At 64.4% G+C, this 19,906-nt stretch carries 16 protein-coding genes and 1 pseudogene; 7 read left to right on the forward strand and 10 right to left on the reverse strand.

What is annotated here, in order from left to right:
* The first annotated feature begins 145 nt into the window (after positions 1–145).
* Complete coding sequence (locus PHLH3_RS02890) at positions 146–916, forward strand: hypothetical protein (protein WP_213628161.1); 771 nt, start codon at positions 146–148, stop codon at positions 914–916.
* On the opposite strand, the gene PHLH3_RS02895 is transcribed toward PHLH3_RS02890, so the two are convergent.
* Both PHLH3_RS02895 and PHLH3_RS02900 read right to left on the reverse strand, forming a co-directional pair.
* Complete coding sequence (locus PHLH3_RS02895) at positions 907–1,227, reverse strand: DUF2388 domain-containing protein (RefSeq protein ID WP_213628162.1); 321 nt, start codon at positions 1,225–1,227, stop codon at positions 907–909. The genes PHLH3_RS02890 and PHLH3_RS02895 overlap by 10 nt on opposite strands.
* Positions 1,228–1,249: 22 nt before the next feature.
* Positions 1,250–1,771, reverse strand: a complete 522-nt coding sequence (locus PHLH3_RS02900; protein ID WP_213628163.1) for a tetratricopeptide repeat protein — start codon at positions 1,769–1,771, stop codon at positions 1,250–1,252.
* A 193-nt stretch (positions 1,772–1,964) separates the two neighbouring features.
* Between PHLH3_RS02900 and PHLH3_RS02905 the strand changes: the two genes are divergently transcribed.
* The 3 genes from PHLH3_RS02905 to PHLH3_RS02915 all read left to right on the forward strand — a co-directional run bounded on the left by PHLH3_RS02905 (position 1,965) and on the right by PHLH3_RS02915 (position 5,354).
* Positions 1,965–3,254 carry an FAD-binding oxidoreductase gene (locus PHLH3_RS02905; RefSeq protein WP_213628164.1) on the forward strand — a complete coding sequence of 430 codons (1,290 nt, stop codon included), beginning with the start codon at positions 1,965–1,967 and terminating at the stop codon, positions 3,252–3,254.
* 24 nt (positions 3,255–3,278) lie between these two features.
* Positions 3,279–3,836: an XRE family transcriptional regulator gene (locus tag PHLH3_RS02910; protein WP_213628165.1), complete on the forward strand. Its 558-nt coding sequence runs from the start codon at positions 3,279–3,281 to the stop codon at positions 3,834–3,836.
* A gap of 165 nt (positions 3,837–4,001) precedes the next feature.
* Positions 4,002–5,354: a glutamine synthetase family protein gene (locus PHLH3_RS02915; RefSeq protein ID WP_213628166.1), complete on the forward strand. Its 1,353-nt coding sequence runs from the start codon at positions 4,002–4,004 to the stop codon at positions 5,352–5,354.
* 95 nt (positions 5,355–5,449) lie between these two features.
* Here PHLH3_RS02915 and PHLH3_RS02920 read toward each other — a convergent pair whose 3' ends face one another.
* The gene (locus PHLH3_RS02920; protein ID WP_213624885.1) at positions 5,450–6,421 is read right to left on the reverse strand and encodes an IS110 family transposase; all 972 of its coding nucleotides are present in this window, start codon (positions 6,419–6,421) and stop codon (positions 5,450–5,452) included.
* 322 nt (positions 6,422–6,743) lie between these two features.
* Entirely contained in the window at positions 6,744–7,643 is a 900-nt protein-coding gene (locus PHLH3_RS02925) for a LysR family transcriptional regulator (protein ID WP_213628167.1), read from the reverse strand.
* Between the two features lie 109 nt (positions 7,644–7,752).
* Here PHLH3_RS02925 and PHLH3_RS02930 point away from each other — a divergent pair, with 109 nt between their 5' ends.
* The gene (locus tag PHLH3_RS02930; protein WP_213628168.1) at positions 7,753–8,835 is read left to right on the forward strand and encodes a polyamine ABC transporter substrate-binding protein; all 1,083 of its coding nucleotides are present in this window, start codon (positions 7,753–7,755) and stop codon (positions 8,833–8,835) included.
* A gap of 43 nt (positions 8,836–8,878) precedes the next feature.
* Positions 8,879–9,841: an agmatinase gene (speB, locus tag PHLH3_RS02935; RefSeq protein ID WP_213628169.1), complete on the forward strand. Its 963-nt coding sequence runs from the start codon at positions 8,879–8,881 to the stop codon at positions 9,839–9,841.
* A gap of 331 nt (positions 9,842–10,172) precedes the next feature.
* Here the strand turns inward: speB and PHLH3_RS02940 are convergent, their stop codons facing one another.
* The 3 genes and pseudogenes from PHLH3_RS02940 to PHLH3_RS02950 all read right to left on the reverse strand — a co-directional run bounded on the left by PHLH3_RS02940 (position 10,173) and on the right by PHLH3_RS02950 (position 15,400).
* Positions 10,173–11,735, reverse strand: a complete 1,563-nt coding sequence (locus PHLH3_RS02940) for an acyl CoA:acetate/3-ketoacid CoA transferase (protein WP_213628170.1) — start codon at positions 11,733–11,735, stop codon at positions 10,173–10,175.
* Between the two features lie 136 nt (positions 11,736–11,871).
* Entirely contained in the window at positions 11,872–13,257 is a 1,386-nt protein-coding gene (locus PHLH3_RS02945) for a GntP family permease (protein ID WP_213628171.1), read from the reverse strand.
* Positions 13,258–13,934: 677 nt separating this feature from the next.
* Positions 13,935–15,400, reverse strand: a pseudogene (locus tag PHLH3_RS02950) (sigma 54-interacting transcriptional regulator).
* A 129-nt stretch (positions 15,401–15,529) separates the two neighbouring features.
* On the opposite strand from PHLH3_RS02950, the gene PHLH3_RS02955 reads away from it, so the two are divergent.
* Positions 15,530–15,688, forward strand: a complete 159-nt coding sequence (locus PHLH3_RS02955; protein WP_009615518.1) for a YqaE/Pmp3 family membrane protein — start codon at positions 15,530–15,532, stop codon at positions 15,686–15,688.
* Between the two features lie 92 nt (positions 15,689–15,780).
* Here PHLH3_RS02955 and PHLH3_RS02960 read toward each other — a convergent pair whose 3' ends face one another.
* The 3 genes from PHLH3_RS02960 to PHLH3_RS02970 all read right to left on the reverse strand — a co-directional run bounded on the left by PHLH3_RS02960 (position 15,781) and on the right by PHLH3_RS02970 (position 19,871).
* A complete protein-coding gene (locus tag PHLH3_RS02960) occupies positions 15,781–16,251 on the reverse strand; it encodes a phage antirepressor (RefSeq protein ID WP_173177614.1) in 471 nt (156 codons plus the stop codon).
* Between the two features lie 582 nt (positions 16,252–16,833).
* Positions 16,834–17,679: a hypothetical protein gene (locus PHLH3_RS02965; RefSeq protein WP_213628172.1), complete on the reverse strand. Its 846-nt coding sequence runs from the start codon at positions 17,677–17,679 to the stop codon at positions 16,834–16,836.
* Positions 17,679–19,871, reverse strand: a complete 2,193-nt coding sequence (locus PHLH3_RS02970) for an AAA family ATPase (RefSeq protein ID WP_213628173.1) — start codon at positions 19,869–19,871, stop codon at positions 17,679–17,681. The genes PHLH3_RS02965 and PHLH3_RS02970 overlap by 1 nt, the downstream gene beginning before the upstream one ends.
* Between the last annotated feature and the right edge of the window lie 35 nt (positions 19,872–19,906).

Consider the following 19,906-nt stretch of genomic DNA (forward strand, 5'->3'; position numbering starts at 1 on the left):
CCCGACATTCCCTTCATGCTTCCTTCACCGCATTTTCACTCCCGGGCCCGCAACCTTGCCTCGCGCTGGGGCAGACCGGGTCCGTGCCTCGCGTCGGCGGCCGCCTGCGGTGCGCCTTCTCTTCGGGCGGACCCCGGGAGTCGCGATGAACAAGTTGCCCCAGATCACCCTGGCCTTCTGGATCATGAAGATCTGCGCCACCACGCTCGGCGAGACGGCCGGGGACCTGCTGTCGATGACGCTGGACGTCGGCTATGCGATCAGCTCGCTGATCCTCATCAGCGCGTTCTTCGCCACCCTGCTGACGCAGCTGGCGAGCAAGCGCTACAACCCGCTGGTGTACTGGGCGGTGATCCTTTCCACCAGCACCGCCGGCACCACCATGTCCGACTTCATGGACCGCACCCTGGGCCTGGGCTACGCCACCGGCTCGGCGATCCTGATAGGCATCCTGCTGTGCATCTTCGCGCTGTGGCGGGTCACCGAGGGTTCGCTGTCGGTGGACCGCATCCGTTCGCGGCGCGGCGAGCTGTTCTACTGGGGCGCGATCCTCTTCTCCAACACCCTGGGTACGGCGCTGGGCGACTACCTCGCCGATGATTCCGGGCTCGGCTTCGCCGGTGGCGCTCTGCTGATCGGTGGTGCACTGGCCATCGTGGTCGCCGCGCACTACCTGACGCGCCTCTCCACCGTGCTGCTGTTCTGGCTGGCCTTCGTGCTCACCCGGCCCTTCGGCGCGACCCTGGGCGACGTGCTGACCAAGAGCCACGAGAGGGGCGGGCTGGACTTCGGCACCGTCGGCTCGTCCCTGGTGCTGGGCGGCGTGCTGCTGATGCTGGTGGTGTACGCGACCTGGGTGCAGCGCCAGCGCGCCGCCTATGCGGAGCTGCCGCTGGCGCGTTCGCCTCAGCGGTAGGCCGAGGCGGCGAGGGCGCGGGCGAGGCTCATGTCGTCGGTGCCCGCCGTCGCGGGTTGCTGGTGCAGGGCCTGCAGCGCCCGTTCCAGCTGCGCGCCGCGGATGCGCCCGTCACTGGCGACGAAGGCCGCCGCGTCGTCGCGGGCCAGCGCGTAGACGCCCGGCTCGCGCCGATCACGGCTGAGGTTGCTGGTGGTGGCGGGGGCGAAGGTGGTGGCCGCGCTGCTGCTGAGCAGCCAGGGGCCGGTGCCTTCGTCGGCCATGGCGGCTGCGGGCAGGGCCAGCAGCATCAGGCAGAGCGGGATGCGCATGGTTCGTCCTTGATCGCGGGGTTCAGGGCAGGCTCTTGAGGGCCGCGCAGCTGGCCTCGTAGCGCTGGCCGCAGGCGGCCTGGTAGAGGCGCCGGGCCTGGTCCGGGTCGCGTGGCACACCCTGTTCGCCCTTGAGGTAGAGGCTGCCGAGCACGTGCTGGGCCATCGGGTTGCCGGCGGCGGCGGACTGGTTGAGGTACTTCAGCATCGCCTGCTGGTTGGCGTAGGCCGGGTCGTTGCGCCCGGTGTAGAGGTAGGCGAGGCTCACCGCCGCCATGGCGTGGCCCTGGTCGGCGGCGCGCTTCCACCAGAACTCGGCCTGCTTGAGATCCGCCGGCTTGCCCACGAAGAAGTGGCTGCCGAGCTGGAACTGGCTTTCCAGGTCGCCACGCTCGGCGTTGCTGCGCAGCAGCTCCAGGGGCGTGGGCTGGTCCTGCACCTGGTTGGGCAGGCGCTGCGGCGGCGCCTCGGGCCTGGGCTGGTCATGGCTGCAGCCGGCCAGCAGCGCCAGGGCGCAGAGCGCCGCCAGGGATCGTGCTTTCATCCGTTCACTCCTGTGGCCGCGAGGTTTCGCGACTCGATGGTTCTTGGCGGCTTATCGGACAACAGCTTTCGCCCCGGGTGCAACGCCATCCTGTGAGCCGGTCGAGGTCATCGGCATCGAGTCGCTTGGCATCGTGAAATTCAGATGCTATATTTTCATGAAATTCATCAATTCAAATTTCATGAGGCCTCGCATGTTCAAGCAATCCGCCCAGCATGTCGGCACCTGGTACGCCGCCAGCTACCCCGGCTCCATCCCCCTGCGCCCACGCCTGCAGGGCAGCCTGGACAGCGAGGTGCTGATCATCGGCGCCGGCTTCAGCGGCCTGCACACAGCTCTGCGCCTGGCCCTGGCCGGCAAGCGCGTGGTGCTGCTGGAGGCCAGCCGCGTGGCCTGGGCGGCGTCCGGGCGCAATGGTGGACAGGCGCTGCTGGGCTGGTCGTGCGACATGCCGCCGCTGGAAAAGGCCCTGGGGCAGGAGCGCACCCGCCGCCTGTGGGACAGCATGCGCTGGGCCGCAGGCGAGATGCGCGAGCTGCCGCAGCGCCACGGCTTCGATGTCGACTACCGCGTCGGCAGCCTGTGGACGGCGGTGCTGGAGCGTCGCGTCGAACTGCTGCGCGAGGCCCAGCGCGACGCCGAGCAGAAGTGGGGCTACGACGCCATGCGCCTGATCGAGCGCGACGAGCTGCCGGAATGGATCGACAGCCCGCGCTACAAGGCCGCGCTCTATGACCCGGAAGCCGCCCACCTCAACCCGCTGAAGCTGGCCCAGGGCCTGGCCGGCGCCATCGAGGCGGCCGGCGGACGCATCTTCGAGCAGAGCCAGGTGCTGGAATACCGCGAGACGCCGGCCGGCTACGTGGCGCGCACGCCCGAGGGCGAAGTGCGTGGCGACGTGCTGGTGCTGGCCTGCAACGCCTACGTCGACGGCCTCGATCGGCAACTGTCCTCGCGCCTGCTGCCGGTGGGCTCCTACCAGGTGGCCACCGCGCCGCTGGACCCGGACCTGGCGCGCTCGCTGCTGCCGAAGAACAGCTGCGTGATCGACAACCAGTTCGTGCCCGACTACTTCCGCCTCACCCCCGACCATCGCCTGCTGTTCGGCGGCGGCTGCACCTACCTGGGCGGCCTGCCCAAGGACGTGCCTGCCGCCACCCGGCCCTACCTGGAGCGGGTGTTCCCGCAGCTCAAGGGCGTGCAGATCGACTATGGCTGGGGCGGCCACATCGACGTCACCATGAAGCGCACCCCCGATATCGGCCGCCAGGGCCAGCGCTACTGGCTGCAGGGCTTCTCCGGCCACGGCATCCTGCCGACCCTGGCCGGCGCCCGCGCGGTGGCCGACGCCATCCTCGGCGACGAGCAGCTGCTCGCGCTCTACCAGGGCCTGGACAACCCGCGCTTCCCCGGCGGCTCGCTGCTGGCCGCACCGCTGGAAGCCGCCGGCAAAGCCTGGTATCGCTTGCGCGACCTGGCCTGACGCCGGCACCGAAGGAGATCCGACATGGACATGCAAGACGAGATCGAAGGCCTCGCGATCCTCATCCGCGACCTGCGCAAGCACAAGAACCTGACCCTGGGCGAGCTGGCCGCGCGCATCGACCGCTCGGTGGGCTTCCTCTCCCAGGTGGAGCGCGGCCTGTCGCGCCCGACCGTGGCCGACCTCACCGCCATCAGCGAGGCGCTGGGCGTGCCCACTACCTATTTCTACAGCCTGAGCAAGCCCCGCGAGGTGCGCTGGGTGACCCGCCCCGGCGAGCGCCGCACGCTCTATTACGCCGGCGGCATCACCGACGTGCTCGCCTCGCCGAACATGTCGGCCGGCTTCTCCATGCTCGAAAGCCACCTCGAACCCGGCGCCACCAGTGGCGAGGGGCACCTGGACGACAGCTCCGAGCAGGGCGGCTTCGTGCTCGAAGGCGAACTCTGCATCTGGCTCGACGACGCCGAGGAACCGGTGGTGCTGCACCCCAACGACAGCTTCCAGCTGCCGGCCCATGCGCAGTTCCGCTACGCCAACCTTTCCGATAAGCCCACTCGAGTCCTATGGGTATTCACCTAGAGCCGGCTTATGGCCGGCTGCGCGTCGGCGATGCGGCGTTGAAAGCGATCTCAGAATGCTCATTTACCGCTCGTAGACTCCGCTTCCTCGATCGCTTTCGCCTTGCCTCGCTCTAGCTCGCTCAGCCCTAAACCGACTCTTATCTTTTCTTGCAGGACCACAGCGATGACAACAACAAACCCGCATCCCGACCTGCTCGCCGAAGTGCGTGCCTTCCGTGCCCGGTACCCGGAGGTCCGCTACGTGGACCTGATCTGCCTGGACATCCCCGGGCATTTCTACGGCAAGCGCTACCCGGTGGAGATGCTGGAGAAGGTCGCCGCCGGCGGCCCGCTGAAGCTGCCGCAGAACTGCGTGCTGCTGGGCACCCAGGGCGGGCTGTACCCCATCGGTGACTACTGCTTCGCCGACGGCGACCCGGACGCGCCACGGCGCCTGGTGCCGGGCACCCTCAAGCCGGTGTGCTGGGAGCGCCAGCCGCTGGGGCAGATGCTGATCACCTCCGACGGCACCGAGGCGCCCATCGAGTTCGAACCGCGCGAGGTACTGGCCCGCGTGCTGCAACGCCTGGCCCGTCGCGGCATCCGCCCGGTGGTGGCCTTCGAGCTGGAGTTCTACCTGTTCGACCGCACGCTCAAGAACGGCCTGCCGCAATACCCTCGCGATGCCCTGTGCGACGACGAGGACGACCAGCCGAACATGCACATCGAGCGCCTGTCGCGCTTCTCCACCGTGCTCCACGAGATGGTCGAGGCCGCCAACCAGCAGGGCGTGGCGGCCAACGTCATCACCGCCGAGCTGGGCCCGGGGCAGTTCGAGATCAACTTCGGCCACTGCGACGACGGCCTCAAGGCCGCCGACTGGGCCGCCCTGTTCTGCCGCAGCACCCGGGGCGTGGCGCTGAAGCACGGCCACCGCGCCAGCTTCATGAGCAAGCCCTACCTGGACGCGCCGGGCAGCGGCATGCACGTGCACGTCAGCCTCTACGACGATGCGGGCAACAACCTGCTCGACGCCGACGGCCAGCGCCCCCTGCGCCACGCCGTGGCCGGCTGCCTGGAGCTGCTGCCGCATTGCATGCCGATCTTCGCCGCCAACCACAACGCCTTCCGCCGCTACGGCGCCATGGTCAACGCCGCCAGCCGCGCAAGCTGGGGCTTCGAAGACCGCGACGCGTGCATCCGCATCCCCGAGTCCGACGGCCGCAACCTGCGCATCGAACACCGCCTGGCCGGCGCCGACGCCAACCCCTACCTGGTGCTGGCCGCCATCCTCACCGGCATGGAACACGGCCTCGACGCCGCGAAAGAGCCCATCCCTCCGCTCAACGAAGACCGCTCCAGCGGCATCGACTTCCCCACCGACATGCCCGCCGCCGTCGCCGCCATGCGCCAGAGCGCCCCGGTGAACGAAGGCCTGGGCAGCGAATTCGTGATGGTCTATTGCGAGAACAAGCGCCAGGAATACCTCGACTTCATCAACGAGGTCAGTGCGCGGGAATATCGGTGGTACATGTAGCGGCGGGGCCGCAGCGGCAAGCAGCAAGCTTCAAGCGGCAAGTCAGTGGCATCGAGGCCCGGGAGCTGATCGGGGCGTAGATACCGTCTTGATTCCTAGTGAGCAAGGGCCAGTTTTGCGTCAAATGGCCGGCCTGATTTCAAGACGCCGTAGGCGATGCTCAGCAGCTTGCGCATCGCTGCGCAGACGATCTGCTTGCCGGTCTTGCCCTTCGCCCTCAACCGTTCGCTCAGGGCCCTGATCGCCTCGTTGTACGTCAGGGCGCTGATCGCGGGCATGAACAGGCCGGCCCGCAGGCGCGATGAGCCCGTCTTGGAGATGCGCGTTTGTCCCCGGTGGTTCCCGGATTCCTGCAGCCGCGGATTGAGCCCGGCAAAGGCGGTGACGGCGCGGCTGTTGGCGAAGCGCAGTGGGTCGCCCAGCTCCGCCAGGAGCAGGGCAGCGGTCTTGTCGGCGATCCCGTCGATGCTGGTCAGCAGGTCGCGCTTGCCGCGCAGATCCGGGTCGTTGTCGATGTGGTCGTCGATCGCCTTGAGGGTCTCTTCGATCTCCTGCCCGACATGTTCCAGCACCGACTGGATCGAGGCCTGGACGCTGGCATCGGCCACTTCCAGGCGGTTGCGCTCCATCTGCTCGATTTCGCGCAGGTCCTCCAGGCGCCGTACCAGGGCTTTCAAGCGCCGCACGGCACGGGGCTCGGGTTGCCAGGGACGCAGACTGTCCTGATGGCGCTCGCCGTATTCGGCAATCAGCTTGGCGTCGACCTTGTCGGTCTTCACCCGCTGCAACTGGCTACGGGCGTAGTGGGCGATCTGCGCCGGGTTGAGGACACAGACCCGATAGCCGTGCTCCAACAGCCATTCGGCCAGGGCTTCATGGTAGATGCCGGTGGCCTCCATCACGACCCAGGCACCGGGTTCGCTGTGCTTGTTCAGCCAGTCGCGCAAGACGGCGAAACCCGCTTTGTCGTTGGCCAGCTTGGCCTTGGTGCGGTACTTGCCGTTGGGCTGCAGGGTGGCGAGGTCAAAGGTGTGTTTGGCGATGTCGAGGCCGATGACGCTGGGCATGAGTACTCCTTCCGATCCGTTCAGACGCGATCATCACTGCACCCGACCCAACCTTGTAGATGCGAGCTCGAGGCTCTGGATACCGTTCGGATTTTTCGAGTGAGTGTGGAGGGGCGGAGCACTATCTACGTTGCAGGCTCGAGGCCTAAGGGTGGACACGACTTCCAGCCCCTCCCCCGATGATCAGTCGGGGACTATTACCCCTGTGGAGGTATTTAGTCGAGATACAAGGGTGGATGGCGCTTTTTCCATCTACCAGCGGTGCTCCCGGGGGCACCAAGTCGGGGCAGCGCTGCGCACTGCTTGGCGAATGAATTCGCCCCTACAAGGCGCCGAAGGCGGCCACCAGATCTTCGACGAACGCCTGCTGCGCTTCGCTGGGTTCGCGGCCGCGGTGGTGGGTGAGGCGGAATTCCACGTCGAAGCCCAGGCGCTCGGGGAGCAGGGCGCGGAGTAGCCCGCGTGCCTCCCAGGGCGCGGCGATGTGGCGGGGGAGGTAGCCGATGTGGGCGCCGGAGAGGATCAGCGCCAGGGTGCCTTCCACCTGCTCGGTCACCGCGCTGCTGGCGGCGGACTGGAAGGGCTCGGCCTCGCCGATGAAGCGGTAGGGGTGGAGCACCCGGTCGCATTGGCGCAGGTCGCTCTCGGTCACGCGCGTGCGGTCGAACAGCGGGTGCCCGGCGCCGCAGAACAGCAGCTGCTCCTCGACGAACAGCGGCCGGTGTTCCAGCGCCTGCTGGTTGCCGGAGAAGTAGCCGATGGCCAGGTGCAGCTGGTCCTGCAGCAGGCGCCGCTCCAGTTCGGCGGGCATGGCGCTGAGCAGTTCGATGCGCACCGCCTGGCGGCGCGAGCGGAAGCGCCGGATGGCATCGGCCAGGCGTTGCATCACGGCATCGTCGAGGGACTCGGAGAGGCCGATGCGCAGCTCGCCCAGCAGCATGTCGGCCATGCCCCGCGCCTCGCCCTTGAAGGTCTCGATGGCGCCGAACAGCCGCCGCGTGGCCGCCAGCACCTGCTCGCCCTTGGGGGTCAGGCGGAAGCCGGCCTTGCCGCGCTCGCACAGGCGGAAGCCCAGGCGCGTCTCCAGCTTGGCCATCTGCGTGCTGATGGTGGACTGGCCCACCCCCAGCGCGCCCTGGGCGGCGCTGAAGCCGCCGCTTTCGACCACGGTGACGAACAGCCTGAGCAGTTGCAGGTCCAGGTCCTGGAGTTGGGCGAGCATGGAGTCTCCAAACATCGATGGCGAGCGATGCCAAAGTAGAACACTTCATATTTATCCGAAGCAAAGCCCGGCGCAGGATCGCCCCATCACCGCACCGGGAGCTTTCGCCATGCGCCTTTCCCTGTTGGTCGCCCTGCTCGCCGCCTGTGTCCTGCCCGCCCATGGGCAGGACCGGGAGCTGAACCTCTACAGCTGGTCCGCCTACATCCCGCCCCAGGCGCTGGAGCGCTTCAAGGCCGAGACCGGCATCCGGGTGAAGTACGACATCTTCGACAGCGCCGAGGCCCTCGACGCCAAGCTGATGACCGGCGGCAGCGGCTATGACGTGGTGTTCCCCGCCAGCAGCGGCCTGGCGCGGGCGATCAAGGCCAATGCGGTGCAGCCGGTGCAGCGCGAACAATTGCACCACTACGCCAACCTCGACCCGCAGCTGCTGGCCAAGCTCGCCAGCGTCGACCCCGGCAACCGCTTCGGCGTGCCCTACACCTGGGGCACCATCGGCCTGGGGCTGAACCGCGACGCGGTGCAGAAGCGCATCCCCGATGCGCCGCTGAACAGCCTCGACCTGCTGTTCAAGCCCGAATACGCCAGCCGCCTGAAGGACTGCGGCATCGCCGTGATCGACTCACCGCAGGAGGTCATCAGCGTGGCCCTGCACTACCTCGGCAAGGACCCGTACAGCACCGCCAGGGCCGACCTCGCAGCGGTCCAGGGCCTGCTCACCGCGTTGCAGCCGAACCTGCGCTACGTCGGCGCCGGCAAGCACATCAACGACCTGGCCAAGGGCGAGATCTGCCTGGCGCTGACCTACAACGGCGACGCCGCCATCGCCGCCGAGCAGGCCCGCGAGGCGAAGATGCCCTTCGAGGTGGTCTACCGCATCCCCCGCGAGGGCACGCTGATCTGGTTCGACACCCTGGCCATCCCCGCCGACGCGCCGCACCCCCAGGCGGCCCACGCCTTCATCGACTGGATGCTGCGCCCCGAGGCCATCGCCGAGCTGACCAACAGCCAGTTCTTCGCCAACGCCAACCAGGCCGCCACGCCCTTGCTGGACCCGGCGGTGGCCAACGACCCGGACATCTACCCGGACCAGGCCGTGCGCGACCGCCTGTTCGGCGAGCAGGCGCTGACCCTCAAGGAGCAGCGCGAGCGCACCCGCATCTGGACGCGCTTCCGCACCCAGTACTGACCCCGCGCAGACGCACACCCCACCCCCGACGGAGCCCGATGACATGGAACACGCCTTCGACAACGACCAGGCCATCACCCGGCCGAGCCTGCTGGGCACGGCCGCCGAGGCCACCTACGCCGGCATCACCAGCTTCATGCGCCGGCGCTACAGCCGCGACCTCGCTGGCGTCGACCTGGTGGTGAGCGGGGTGCCCTTCGACACCGCCACCACCAACCGCCCCGGCAGCCGCTTCGGGCCCCGCGCCATCCGCGCCGCCTCGGTGCAGATGGCCTGGGCGCGGCATTTTCCCTGGGAGTTCGACCCCTTCGACCACCTGGCGGCGATCGACTACGGCGACTGCGCCTTCGACCACGGCACGCCGCAGCACACGCCGGAGGCGATCCAGGCCCACGCCGCGCACATCCTCGAGGCCGGCGCGGCGATGCTCACCCTGGGCGGCGACCACTTCATCAGCTACCCGCTGCTCAAGGCCCACGCGTCCAAGCACGGGCCGCTGTCGCTGATCCACTTCGATGCCCACAGCGACACCTGGCCGGACGAAGAGGGCCAGCGCATCGACCACGGGACGATGTTCTTCCACGCCGCCCGCGAGGGCCTGGTGGACCCGGCGCGCTCGGTGCAGATCGGCCTGCGCACCACCAACGACGACGTGATGGGCTTCCAGGTGCTGGACGCCCGCGAGGTGCACCGCCACACGCCGGAGCAGATCGCCGAGCGCATCCGCGCGCGGGTGGGGGACAACCCGGTGTACCTGACCTTCGACATCGACTGCCTCGACCCGGCCTTCGCCCCCGGCACCGGCACCCCCGTGTGCGGCGGGCTCTCCAGCCACCAGGCGCTGGAAATCCTCCGCGGCCTGCGCGGCATCAACCTGGTGGGCATGGACGTAGTGGAAGTGGCACCGCCCTACGACAACGCCGAAGTCACCGCCCTGGCCGGCGCCACCTTGGCGATGGAGATGATCTGCCTGTATGCCGCGCGGCATAAGTTGGGGGAGCGGTAGACGCGGCTCTGTGGGAGATTCCATGTCAATTTGCCGTAGCGACGCGAGCTCAGATAGGGCTTCTGATTTCTCATCCTGGCAAAGGTGATCCTTGCCAGGGCGTAGGGTGGACCACGCTTCATCGGTCCACCATGTGGGCTCGCGACGAACGCCATTGGTGGATGGAAAAAGCGCCATCCACCCTACGCCCCGACTGGCGAAACGCCGGTCTGTGGGAGCGAATTCATTCGCGAACGAGGTAAAGCACGAGCATCGCGGCTGAAGCCGCTCCCACGGGGTGCTACGGGATGCACCTGAAAAAAGCCACGGGCCCAAGGGTGGGCCCGTGGTTTCACGCACAACCGTCGATCATCCCGCGCAGGCCCATGCGCGCCTCGCCGAACAGGCGCACGTCCATCAGCTTCGGCGCGCGGACGATGGGGCGGAAGTCCATGCGCTCAATGATGTCCCGCTCGATGTCCACCCCCGGCGCGACCTCGATCAGCTCCAGGCCCTCGGTGGTGAGGCGGAACACGCAGCGCTCGGTCACGTAGAGCACCGGCTTGCCGGCTTCGGCGGCGAGACGGCCGGCGAAGGTGCGGTGCTCCACCTCGCGGACGAACTTGCGCAGCTCGCCGTCCTGCACGATGCGCAGGGCGCCGTTCTCGATGCGGATGTCCTGCGGGCCGGCGCTGAAGGTGCCGACGAAGACCACCGCCTTGGCGTTCTGGCTGATGTTGATGAAGCCCCCGGCGCCGGCCAGGCGCGTGCCGAACTTCGACACGTTGAGGTTGCCCGCCGCATCCGCCTGGGCCAGGCCGAGGAAGGCGAGGTCCAGGCCGCCGCCGTCGTAGAAGTCGAACTGGTAGGGCTGGTCGATCAGCGCGCTGTGGTTGCAGGCCGCGCCGAAGTCCAGGCCCGAGGCCGGCACGCCGCCGATCACGCCGGGCTCGGCGGTGAGGGTGAGCAGGTCGATCACCCCTTCTTCCGCCGCCACCGCCGCCACGCCTTCGGGCATGCCGATGCCCAGGTTCACCACCGCGCCGGGCTTGAGTTCCAGTGCGGCGCGGCGGGCGATCAGCTTGCGCAGGTCCAGCGGCATCGGCGGCAGGCTGCCTTCGGGCACCCGCACCTCGGCGGCGAAGGCCGGGTTGTAGGCGGTGGCGAAGGTCTGCTGGTGGTGCTCCGGCGCGGCCACCACCACGCAGTCGACGAGGATGCCGGGGATCTTCACCTGGCGCGGGTTGAGCGAGCCACGGGCGACCACCCGTTCCACCTGGGCGATGACCAGGCCGCCGGAATTGCGCGCGGCCATGGCGATGGCCAGGCTCTCGATGGTCAGCGCCTCGCGCTCCATGGTCAGGTTGCCGTCCTCGTCGGCGCTGGTGGCGCGCACCACCCCGACGTGGATGGGGAAGGCCTTGTAGAAGAGGTAGTCCTCGCCGTCGAGGGGCATGCGGCGCACCAGCTCCTCGGTGGTGCGGGCATTGAGCTTGCCGCCGCCGTGCTCGGGGTCGACGAAGGTGCCCAGGCCCACCCGCGACAGCTGCCCCGGCTTGCCGGCGGCGATGTCGCGGAACAGCTGGGAGATCACCCCCTGGGGCAGGTTGTAGGCCTCGATGCGGTTTTCCACCGCCAGCTTCTGCAACCCGGGCACCAGGCCCCAGTGGCCGCCGATGACGCGGCGCACCAGCCCTTCGTGGGCCAGGTGGTTGAGGCCCCGGCCCTTGCCGTCGCCCTGGCCGGCGGCGTAGACCAGCGTCAGGTCGCGCGGCGCCTGCTCGGCCTGGAAGCGCTGCTCCAGGGCGATGGCGATGGCCTCGGCGAAACCGATGCCGACGAAGCCGCCGGTGGCCAGGTGGGCGTTGTCGGGGATACGCGCCACCGCCTCGGCGGCGCTCATCACTTTGCTCATGTCGTACCTCGAGCGTGGAATTGGGGGCTGCCTGCTTCTCCCGTGGGAGCGGCTTCAGCCGCGAAGGGCCGCGCAGCGGACCCGGGGCGTGCCTGCGGGCCGCATCGCGAATGAATTCGCTCCCACGGGCTACTCATCAGAAACTGCCGAACAGGCTGCCGAGGGTGATCACCACCACCAGGGCGGCGAGGGGGAAGATCACCGTGTTCATGAAGATGAATTTGTAGGAATCGCGGTGGGTCAGCTTGCAGATGGCCAGCAGCGAGATCACCGCGCCGTTGTGGGGCAGGGTGTCCATGCAGCCGGAGGCCATGGCGGCGACCCGGTGCAGCAGCTCGGGGCTGATGCCGGCGGCGTTTGCCATCTCCAGGTACTGCGCGCCGAGGGTCTTGAGGGCGATGGACATGCCGCCGGAGGCGGAGCCGGTGATGCCGGCGAGGATGTTCACCGCCACCGCCTCGGACACCAGCGGGTTGCCCGGCACGCTCAGTACCAGGTCGCGGATCACCACGAAGCCGGCGAGGGAGGCGATCACGGTGCCGTAGCCCACCTCGGAGGCGGTGTTGAGGATCGGCAGCATGGAGCCGAAGGTGCCGTCGTTGAGGCTCTGCTTCAGGTCCGCCCAGCGCCGCCAGTGCAGGCCGATGAGCAGCAGCACCGCCGCGCCGAGGGCGACGATGATCGACCAGATGCCGATCACCGACTTGGCGTCCTGCAGGCCGCCGAATTCGGGCTTGGCCAGGTAGCTGGTGTCGAGGTTGGGCAGCACCTGCTTGGCCATCAGGAAGTTCAGCGCGATCACCAGCAGGATCGGCAGCAGCGCCAGCCAGAAGCCGGTCACCGGCAGGCCGCCCTGCTCGGTGGGGTCGTCCTTATGGCTGCCGTAGCCTTCGCCGGCGGCCATCAGCGTGCGGGCCTGGGCGGCGAGCCACCAGCTGCCGAGGCCGAGCATGATCAGCCCGCCGATCAGCCCGAGGATGGGCGCGGCGAAGGCGTCGGTGCCGAAGAAGGGGCTGGGGATGGCGTTCTGGATCGCCGGTGTGCCGGGCAGGGCGGTCATGGTGAAGGTGAAGGCGCCCAGGGCGATGGCGCCGGGCAGCAGACGCTTGGGAATGCCCGCCTCGCGGAACAGCGCGGTGCCGATGGGGTACACGGCGAAGGCCACCACGAACAGCGACACGCCGCCGTAGGTCAGCAGCCCGCACGCCAGCACGATGGCGAGGATGGCCCGCTCGCGACCCAGCCGGGTGACGATGCCCTGGGCGATGGCGCGGGCCGAGCCGGAGTCGTCCATCAACTTGCCGAAGATGGCGCCGAGCAGGAACAGCGGGAAGAACTGGATCAGGTAGCCGCCCAGGGACTTCATGAACACCTGGGTGTAGGTGGGCAGCATCAACGCCGCATCACCGGCGAACAGCACCGCCAGCAGCGCCATCAGCGGCGCCAGGATCAACACGTTGTAGCCGCGGTAGGCCAGGAACATCAGCAGTGCGAGGGACAGCAGGATTCCGAGGGTACCCATGGGATTTCCTTCTTGTTGTTGTTTTGAACCGCCGCAGCGGCCGGGCCTGGGTCGGCCCTTTGCCGGTATAGAGCGAAAGCTGTGCCAAGTGGGCTGAAAAGCCCCGGGAAAGGCGCTGGTACTGGGTTTGAGCCATTAACGGGAAGGAGAGCGGAGCGATTGGAATGTCCATAAAAATGGACAGTGTCCTGTTTATTGGACGCCTATTGCACGAAATGTCCAAAAATATGGACAACCCATAACCCGAGCGCGATGCCCCGGGCTGTAGGGTGGATGGCGCTCTTTCCATCCACCAACGCGCTCGCCTCGAACACCGTAGCCGCAGGTAAATGCACGCCCTGCCCGGCGACCAACCCCGCACCGCGTGGATCGATAGAGCGCGATCCACCCTACGCCGCCTGGGAATTCCGTGGGGTGGATGCCACGTCTCCATCCCCCGACGTGCCGACCCGCAGTTTTGTAGGGTGGATGGCGCTTTTCCATCCACCAACGCGCACGCCCCCCAAACACCTTGGCCGCAGGTAAATGCGCGCCCTACCCGCGATCGAGCCTGCACCGCGTGGATCGATGAAGCGCGATCCACCCTACGCCGGCTGGGCGTTCCGTGGGGTGGATGCCACGTCTCCATCCCCCGGCGTTCCGGCCCGCAGCCCGGGGAAACGCGCCCGCAGGCCCGGCTACAACCCGTGCGCCTGGAGCTTGTTGTAGAGGCTGGCGCGGGCGATGCCGAGGCGTTCGGCGGCCTGGGTGCGGTTGCCGTCGCAGGCGGCGAGGGCGGTGAGGATGGCCGCGCGTTCCGCCTCGGCGAGGCTGTCTGCCAGCGGGCGCACGGCGGGCGATGCGGGCTCGGCAGCAACCGCTGCGGGCGGGGGGTAGGGGCGGCGGGTTGCGGGTCCACCAGCAGGGTGCGCAGGTCACGCGCCTCCAGCGGGCGGTTGCCATCGCCCAGCAGCTGCGCCCGTTCCAGCAGGTTGCGCAGCTCGCGCACGTTGCCCGGCCAGGGCTGGGCGCAGAGCAGGTCGAGGGCGCCCTGCTGCAGTTCCAGCGGCGGCTGGCCGGAGCGGGTGGCGATGTCGTCGAGCAGGTAGTCCACCAGCGCCGGCAGGTCTTCCCGGCGCTCGCGCAGGGGCGGCACGCGCAGGGCGAGGACGTTGAGGCGGTAGTAGAGGTCTTCGCGGAATTCGCCGGCGGCCACCTTGGCCTCCAGGTCCACATGGGTGGCGGCGATCACCCGCACGTTCAGGGTCTTCACCTGGTTGGAGCCCAGTGGCTCCACCTCCTGCTCCTGCAGCACACGCAGCAGCTTGGCCTGCAGCGGCAGGGGCAAATCCCCGATCTCGTCGAGGAACAGCGTGCCGCCGTCGGCCAGCTCGAACTTGCCGGCCCGCGCGCGGCGGTCGGCCCCGGTGAAGGCGCCCGGCGCGGTGCCGAACAGCTCCGCCTCCACCAGGGATTCCGGGATGGCCGCCACGTTCACCGCCACGAAGGGCCCGCTGGAGCGCAGCGACAAGTTGTGGATGCCCTGGGCGAGCAGCTCCTTGCCGGTGCCGGTCTCGCCGCGCAGCAGCACGGTGGCGTCCAGCTGGGCGGCGCGGCGGGCCTGGCGCTTCACCTCGCTGGCGGCGGCGCTGGTGCCGATGAAGCCGGCGATGGTGTAGCGCGCACGGCGGGCGCGGGCCAGTTCGTGCTGGGCGGCGGCCAGCTGGGTCTGCAACTGGTTGTACTTGGCCATGACCGGCTGCAGGTGGCGGGCGCGGTCGAACAGCACGAAGCCGAGGGCGCCGACCAGGGTGCCGTCCTCGTCGCGCAGGGGGATGCGGGTGACCACGAAGTGCTCGTCGCCGAAGGCCATCAGGTCGAGCATGCTCGGCAGCCCGTTACCCACCACCTCGCGCAGGCGGCTGGCCGGCAGCACCTCCTCCACCTCCTTGCCGAGCACGCTGCGCGGGTCGGCGATGCCGATCTTCTGCGCGTACTTGTCGTTGATCCAGACGATCCGCGCCTGACGGTTCACCGCGATGGTGCCCTCGCACTGGGCGTTGAGGTGATCGAACAGCAGGGGCATCGCCACGGCGCGGAAACGCTCGGGCGAGACGCCGATGATCAGGCCGTGTTCGTCGAGGTCGTCGCGGGAGATGGCCATGGGCGGTCGGGTCCGGAGGGGCGGGAGCGACGGATTATGGGCGGGGCGCCGAAACATCGGCAAGGAACCCTTTGCGCTCGCTGGCAGTCGATCAGGAGGTAGACGAATTTCCCTACAAGGAGCTTTTGCATGGACCTGATCCGCATCCTCATCGCCATCATCCTGCCGCCGCTAGGCGTGTTCCTGCAGGTGGGTTTCGGCGGCGCCTTCTGGCTGAACATCCTCCTCACCCTGCTGGGCTACATCCCCGGCATCGTGCATGCGGTGTACATCATCGCCAAGCGCTAGCCGGCTGCTGAAAAACTGACTGCGTTGCCGCTGCTGCGCTTCTCGGCGGACGGCTCAAGGGAACGGGGACGCCATGCGTCCCCGAATCCGTTCTATTGCAGCGTGGCCCGTTCGCCGCCTTCGAACAGCTCCGCCACATCCTTCACCCGCACCCATTGGCGGCCCTGCCACTCCATGACGCTGAACTCCCTGCCCTGCCAGGTCACCCGGCGCTGGCGGGGCAGGTGCGGCGTGGCCTGGGAGCGCAGCGCGGGGATCACCTCGCCGGTGATCCACTGGCGCAGGCCACGGTGCTCGGGGTGATAGAAGTTGACCTTGAGCAGCTCGCAGACGGCGCTCTCGCTGATCAGCAACAGGGTTTCCACCGCGCCCTGGTGGTTCTCCACGCGCTCGTTGCGCCACTGGTCCGGGTCCAGCTTGCGGGTCAGCTTGTCGTCGATATGGCGGTTGGTGAGCGGGCCGAGGTCGCCGGCGACGACCCAGGCCTGGTCATCGATGAGCAGCGCGCGCAACGCACGGTGGTGGCGGTGGAAGACGCTGGGAACGAAATAGTCGTGGGACATGATGAGACTCCTTCCTTGCAGGGGAGCCGCCACCTGATCCTGGTTGCGTGAGGGTGGCGGACCGTACGAGGTGTGGAATACCGGCTCGCAGAACGCCCGGTGGGCATGCGCCCCCCTCGCACGGTCCGCCATAGACTGCCAGGGTCGTTGAAAGGTGAGCCCTTTCTCTGACTCTGCTATGGCGCTGGTGGTGCTTCTGCTAGTTCGGGATTCCACTCCCGGCCATGCCGAGGCATGACGGTGGGAGACGCTACAGAGCGCCTTTGTAGGACGGCAATGGCGAGGGTGGGTAGGAAACTTCGGAGAGGGGCGAGGTGGTGATAAGGCGTGCCCCGCAGGAATGAAAAAGTCGCGCGATGCGCGGCTTTTTCACGGGGGATGGCGGGTCCAGAAGGACTTGAACTGTGGGCCTAACGATATGAGTTGTCTAGAAACGCAGCAGGCCTAGTAAAGCCGTGCGTCGCTCCGTGCAGGTACAGTTAGCTGAACGCTGCGTTGTCAAAGGTTTTGAGCGGAAGAGACAGAGGCTTGGCACTGTGGCGGTTTCGCGCCGTGCCGAACTCGCTACCTAGCGCTATGATTTTAAGTTAGCGGCGTTAGAAATCTGATTAGCGCTTGAACAGACTGCGATGATTCTAATTGTTCAGTGCCTAGTAACCCGCCTTGATCAACGATTACGCTCATTGATGAACCGGGTTTGACTCGTTGCCCCATTAAGCTTACTGCCGCTTTTGTTCTCTTCGATTGCTCCGCTGATGCGCGCTCTGCTTCTTCGCTATCCACATTCCATTTAAAGTGTCTATCTACAGCATCCAAAAAAGGTGACAAATCGACGCACTCTTCAATTATATTTTCTAGTGTGCCGCGGTCGTGTGCCGATTGCTTCCATATATATGCATAGATGTCCTTATCCGTATCCTGTGAGTAGCCCTCTGTCTCGTTGAAGCGAATCCAGTGTCCGGTTATCCAAGGGGATTCGGAAATTATGGCGAATTCGTTTGCTATTTTTTCTAACGTACGCTGAGAGCCGATACTGTCGGCGTCTGCCATAAATAAGTATTTTATCTCCGTGGTTTTAGATGTTCCTGAAAAAGCCTGGCCGGATCTTTGAAGTACTAATAATTTTTCTAGGAATGGCGTGATAGAAGCTTTCCTATTCGATCCGCCATAGTTGAAAATCAATACTAAATTATTATCTCGACCAAGTACGTGGTCAGGAAGAAAAAATTTTTTGGCCATGTCGAGGCGAAGGTCGTCAGCTACATGGTCTTGAACGCTTTTTCTAAAAAGAGCATTAAACGGGTATGGAAATTCTGAAAAGCAAAGGGTTCTGCGTTGATAGCTGAATGCTTTCTCAAGCGTTAGCCGTGTAAAGGCTGCGTCGTGAGGGCCTTCACAGAAAATTAAGAGCGCTCTGCTGTCGGCCATCAAGTTGCCTCCCTCAAGTCAACGTCGCCTGCGGCAAGAAGGCTCTTGAATTCAGGGCCGGAGAATTGTCTAGCTGCGATCATGCCGTCCTGCATAACTAAAGCGTGATATGCCATGTCCTTATCGGTTGCAACTCCCTCAGCAAAGGCGTCTATGCATTCCTTGCTGTGACTTGTTATGAAGACTTGGACATTAAAATTTTCTGCCATGCTGTGTATAAATTTAGAGAATGGCCCGATCAGTTGCGTATGGATAGCGTTCTCAAATTCATCTATTAGCAGTACTCCGTTCTGGGCTGATGCGAACAGTAACGAGAGGAAAAACATACGTTGCAATCCCTCTCCGTATGCGGATAGATCGACGCCTTGCTCAAAACGCTCGTCACTCACAACAAAGCGCTGCCTTTCATCAGTTAGGCGTATATCCTGTAGCGTTGGAAGTATTTTGTCTCTCAAAAAAGAGAATATTGTGGGAAGGGCTTTTGCTTGAGTGCTTCTATGGTAGTAGCTCGCATAGCGATGAGGCTCGTTAAGGAAGAAGGGGCTTGTGAAAATCACAGGGCAAAGATGTTTTATGCTGTCGCCATGAGTTTCTCGCTCTCTTCCTTTATACATTCGAGTGCATGAGATATTTTTGTGGGCTTCGTATTTTGCATCAATTTCTATTGAGGATAAATATCTGGATTTATCTATTGCAATATCTTCTTCTAAGCAAGCTTTGATGTTTGTGCTGGTTTCCGAGTTGTCGAATTTTCCGCTAATAGTATATTCGTCGCCATTGATTTGTTCTAGGATCCACTCGGGGTCTACTTGGTCTGCTGAGAATTTTCCGCGACGCCTCATGACCTCTAATATGCCATCAAAATCATTTTGTCTTGCGAGCAAATAAATAGCTTCGAGTAGCGTAGTTTTTCCTGAGTTGTTTAAACCGGCAAATAGATTTATTTTGGATAAAGTACCAATCTTTAGGTTTTTTAGTTTTTTATAAGAGCCTACTAAAATACTTTCGAAGTGCCGGTCTATACGGTCGTGGAATACTGACTTCTGATCAACGCCTACGAGGCTGGTGGCGCTGATAGCACGAGTCCTGTTTATGATGCTTTGAAGCTTTCCTTGGGCATGTTCAAGTTCGGAGAGGTTGGATGGGCGAATTGCTAGCTGGCTTAGAGTGTCGATATCAATGCTTATCGACTTTACTGCCGCCTCCTGTCGCTCTTTAAATACCAGATCGCTTGCTCTATAAGCTGAATTTAAGTCTCTTGTTATTTTAAGTTGATCTAATGCTTTCGGATCGGAAATAATTTTTGCTAAAAGGTCAATGTCGTCGCGCTTGTTAATTGCAGGATCTAAATAGCGCTCGGCCAGTCCTACCTCGTCGTCATCATCTGTATCTTCTGCGGGTTCGCGCGAAAGAAGCGAAAAGAACAAGTCTCTATTCGTGGGGTTGGTCGCAGACGCTTTGTCTTCATTCCATCCAAGCCACTCTTTAAGAGCTTGGCTCCTAACTGCTTGCCTGAAAATGGGGAAGCGTGTTTCGTTAAATTGGTCCCCATAGTCAGAAGCTCTATATTGAGCTACGAGAGATAGTGCGCGAAGACTTCTTCGCAGTTCAACCTTTGATATGCCTATCTTTTTGCATATCTCATCCTCGCTTATTTTGTAAGTAGAGTTCATTTTCTCCAGGAGTTTGGCCTGGTTCCACTCGCCCCATTTTTTATTGCCGCTGATGTGCTTTAAGGCCATCAGAGTTAAATGGTGCATTTCGTCGGCGTCGTTGTAAATTACAACGGGAACTTGGCTGAAGATTTCAGGGTCTAGCTTGCCAATATCGGCGCCTTTATTTTCGAGTTCGTGATGTAGGACTTTGAGTGCAGCTACTCGTCTGTTTCCTTCGACGACTATGTATCCCCCGTCTGCTATTAAGCGAACCTGAATTTGGTCGACGGGTAAATAACCATTTGTCTTGAAGCTATCGATTAGGTCTTGTATATGCTGGTTTCGATCGCCTGTTAGGAGGCGCAAGGTGCGCTGTGCTACTACCCGGTCTTTTGCCTGTTCGTCAGGTACGTCTATCTGTTCTTCTTCATGAATTATTCGGTAGTTATTTGGATCTAGATATAGGTTTCGGATGCTAAGGCGTTTTGTACTTGAAAATGCTTGTCCGGTATCTTTTGTGTCTTCTGTTTCGCTCATGACTCTGTGACCTGAAAGTTGTGTTGGGGCTATCT

The sequence above is a fragment of the Pseudomonas sp. Pc102 genome, assembly GCF_018408275.1.
GTDB lineage: Bacteria > Pseudomonadota > Gammaproteobacteria > Pseudomonadales > Pseudomonadaceae > Metapseudomonas > Metapseudomonas tohonis.

What these genes read in the sequence shown, in the direction of transcription:
- PHLH3_RS02920 (WP_213624885.1), bottom strand. Translation starts at nt 6,421, where the DNA reads ATGCCCAGCGTCATCGGCCTCGACATCGCCAAACACACCTTTGACCTC.
- PHLH3_RS02905 (WP_213628164.1), top strand. Translation starts at nt 1,965, where the DNA reads ATGTTCAAGCAATCCGCCCAGCATGTCGGCACCTGGTACGCCGCCAGC.
- PHLH3_RS02915 (WP_213628166.1), top strand. Translation starts at nt 4,002, where the DNA reads ATGACAACAACAAACCCGCATCCCGACCTGCTCGCCGAAGTGCGTGCC.
- PHLH3_RS02945 (WP_213628171.1), bottom strand. Translation starts at nt 13,257, where the DNA reads ATGGGTACCCTCGGAATCCTGCTGTCCCTCGCACTGCTGATGTTCCTG.
- speB (WP_213628169.1), top strand. Translation starts at nt 8,879, where the DNA reads ATGGAACACGCCTTCGACAACGACCAGGCCATCACCCGGCCGAGCCTG.
- PHLH3_RS02895 (WP_213628162.1), bottom strand. Translation starts at nt 1,227, where the DNA reads ATGCGCATCCCGCTCTGCCTGATGCTGCTGGCCCTGCCCGCAGCCGCC.
- PHLH3_RS02960 (WP_173177614.1), bottom strand. Translation starts at nt 16,251, where the DNA reads ATGTCCCACGACTATTTCGTTCCCAGCGTCTTCCACCGCCACCACCGT.
- PHLH3_RS02955 (WP_009615518.1), top strand. Translation starts at nt 15,530, where the DNA reads ATGGACCTGATCCGCATCCTCATCGCCATCATCCTGCCGCCGCTAGGC.
- PHLH3_RS02940 (WP_213628170.1), bottom strand. Translation starts at nt 11,735, where the DNA reads ATGAGCAAAGTGATGAGCGCCGCCGAGGCGGTGGCGCGTATCCCCGAC.
- PHLH3_RS02970 (WP_213628173.1), bottom strand. Translation starts at nt 19,871, where the DNA reads ATGAGCGAAACAGAAGACACAAAAGATACCGGACAAGCATTTTCAAGT.
- PHLH3_RS02925 (WP_213628167.1), bottom strand. Translation starts at nt 7,643, where the DNA reads ATGCTCGCCCAACTCCAGGACCTGGACCTGCAACTGCTCAGGCTGTTC.
- PHLH3_RS02930 (WP_213628168.1), top strand. Translation starts at nt 7,753, where the DNA reads ATGCGCCTTTCCCTGTTGGTCGCCCTGCTCGCCGCCTGTGTCCTGCCC.
- PHLH3_RS02890 (WP_213628161.1), top strand. Translation starts at nt 146, where the DNA reads ATGAACAAGTTGCCCCAGATCACCCTGGCCTTCTGGATCATGAAGATC.
- PHLH3_RS02965 (WP_213628172.1), bottom strand. Translation starts at nt 17,679, where the DNA reads ATGGCCGACAGCAGAGCGCTCTTAATTTTCTGTGAAGGCCCTCACGAC.
- PHLH3_RS02900 (WP_213628163.1), bottom strand. Translation starts at nt 1,771, where the DNA reads ATGAAAGCACGATCCCTGGCGGCGCTCTGCGCCCTGGCGCTGCTGGCC.
- PHLH3_RS02910 (WP_213628165.1), top strand. Translation starts at nt 3,279, where the DNA reads ATGGACATGCAAGACGAGATCGAAGGCCTCGCGATCCTCATCCGCGAC.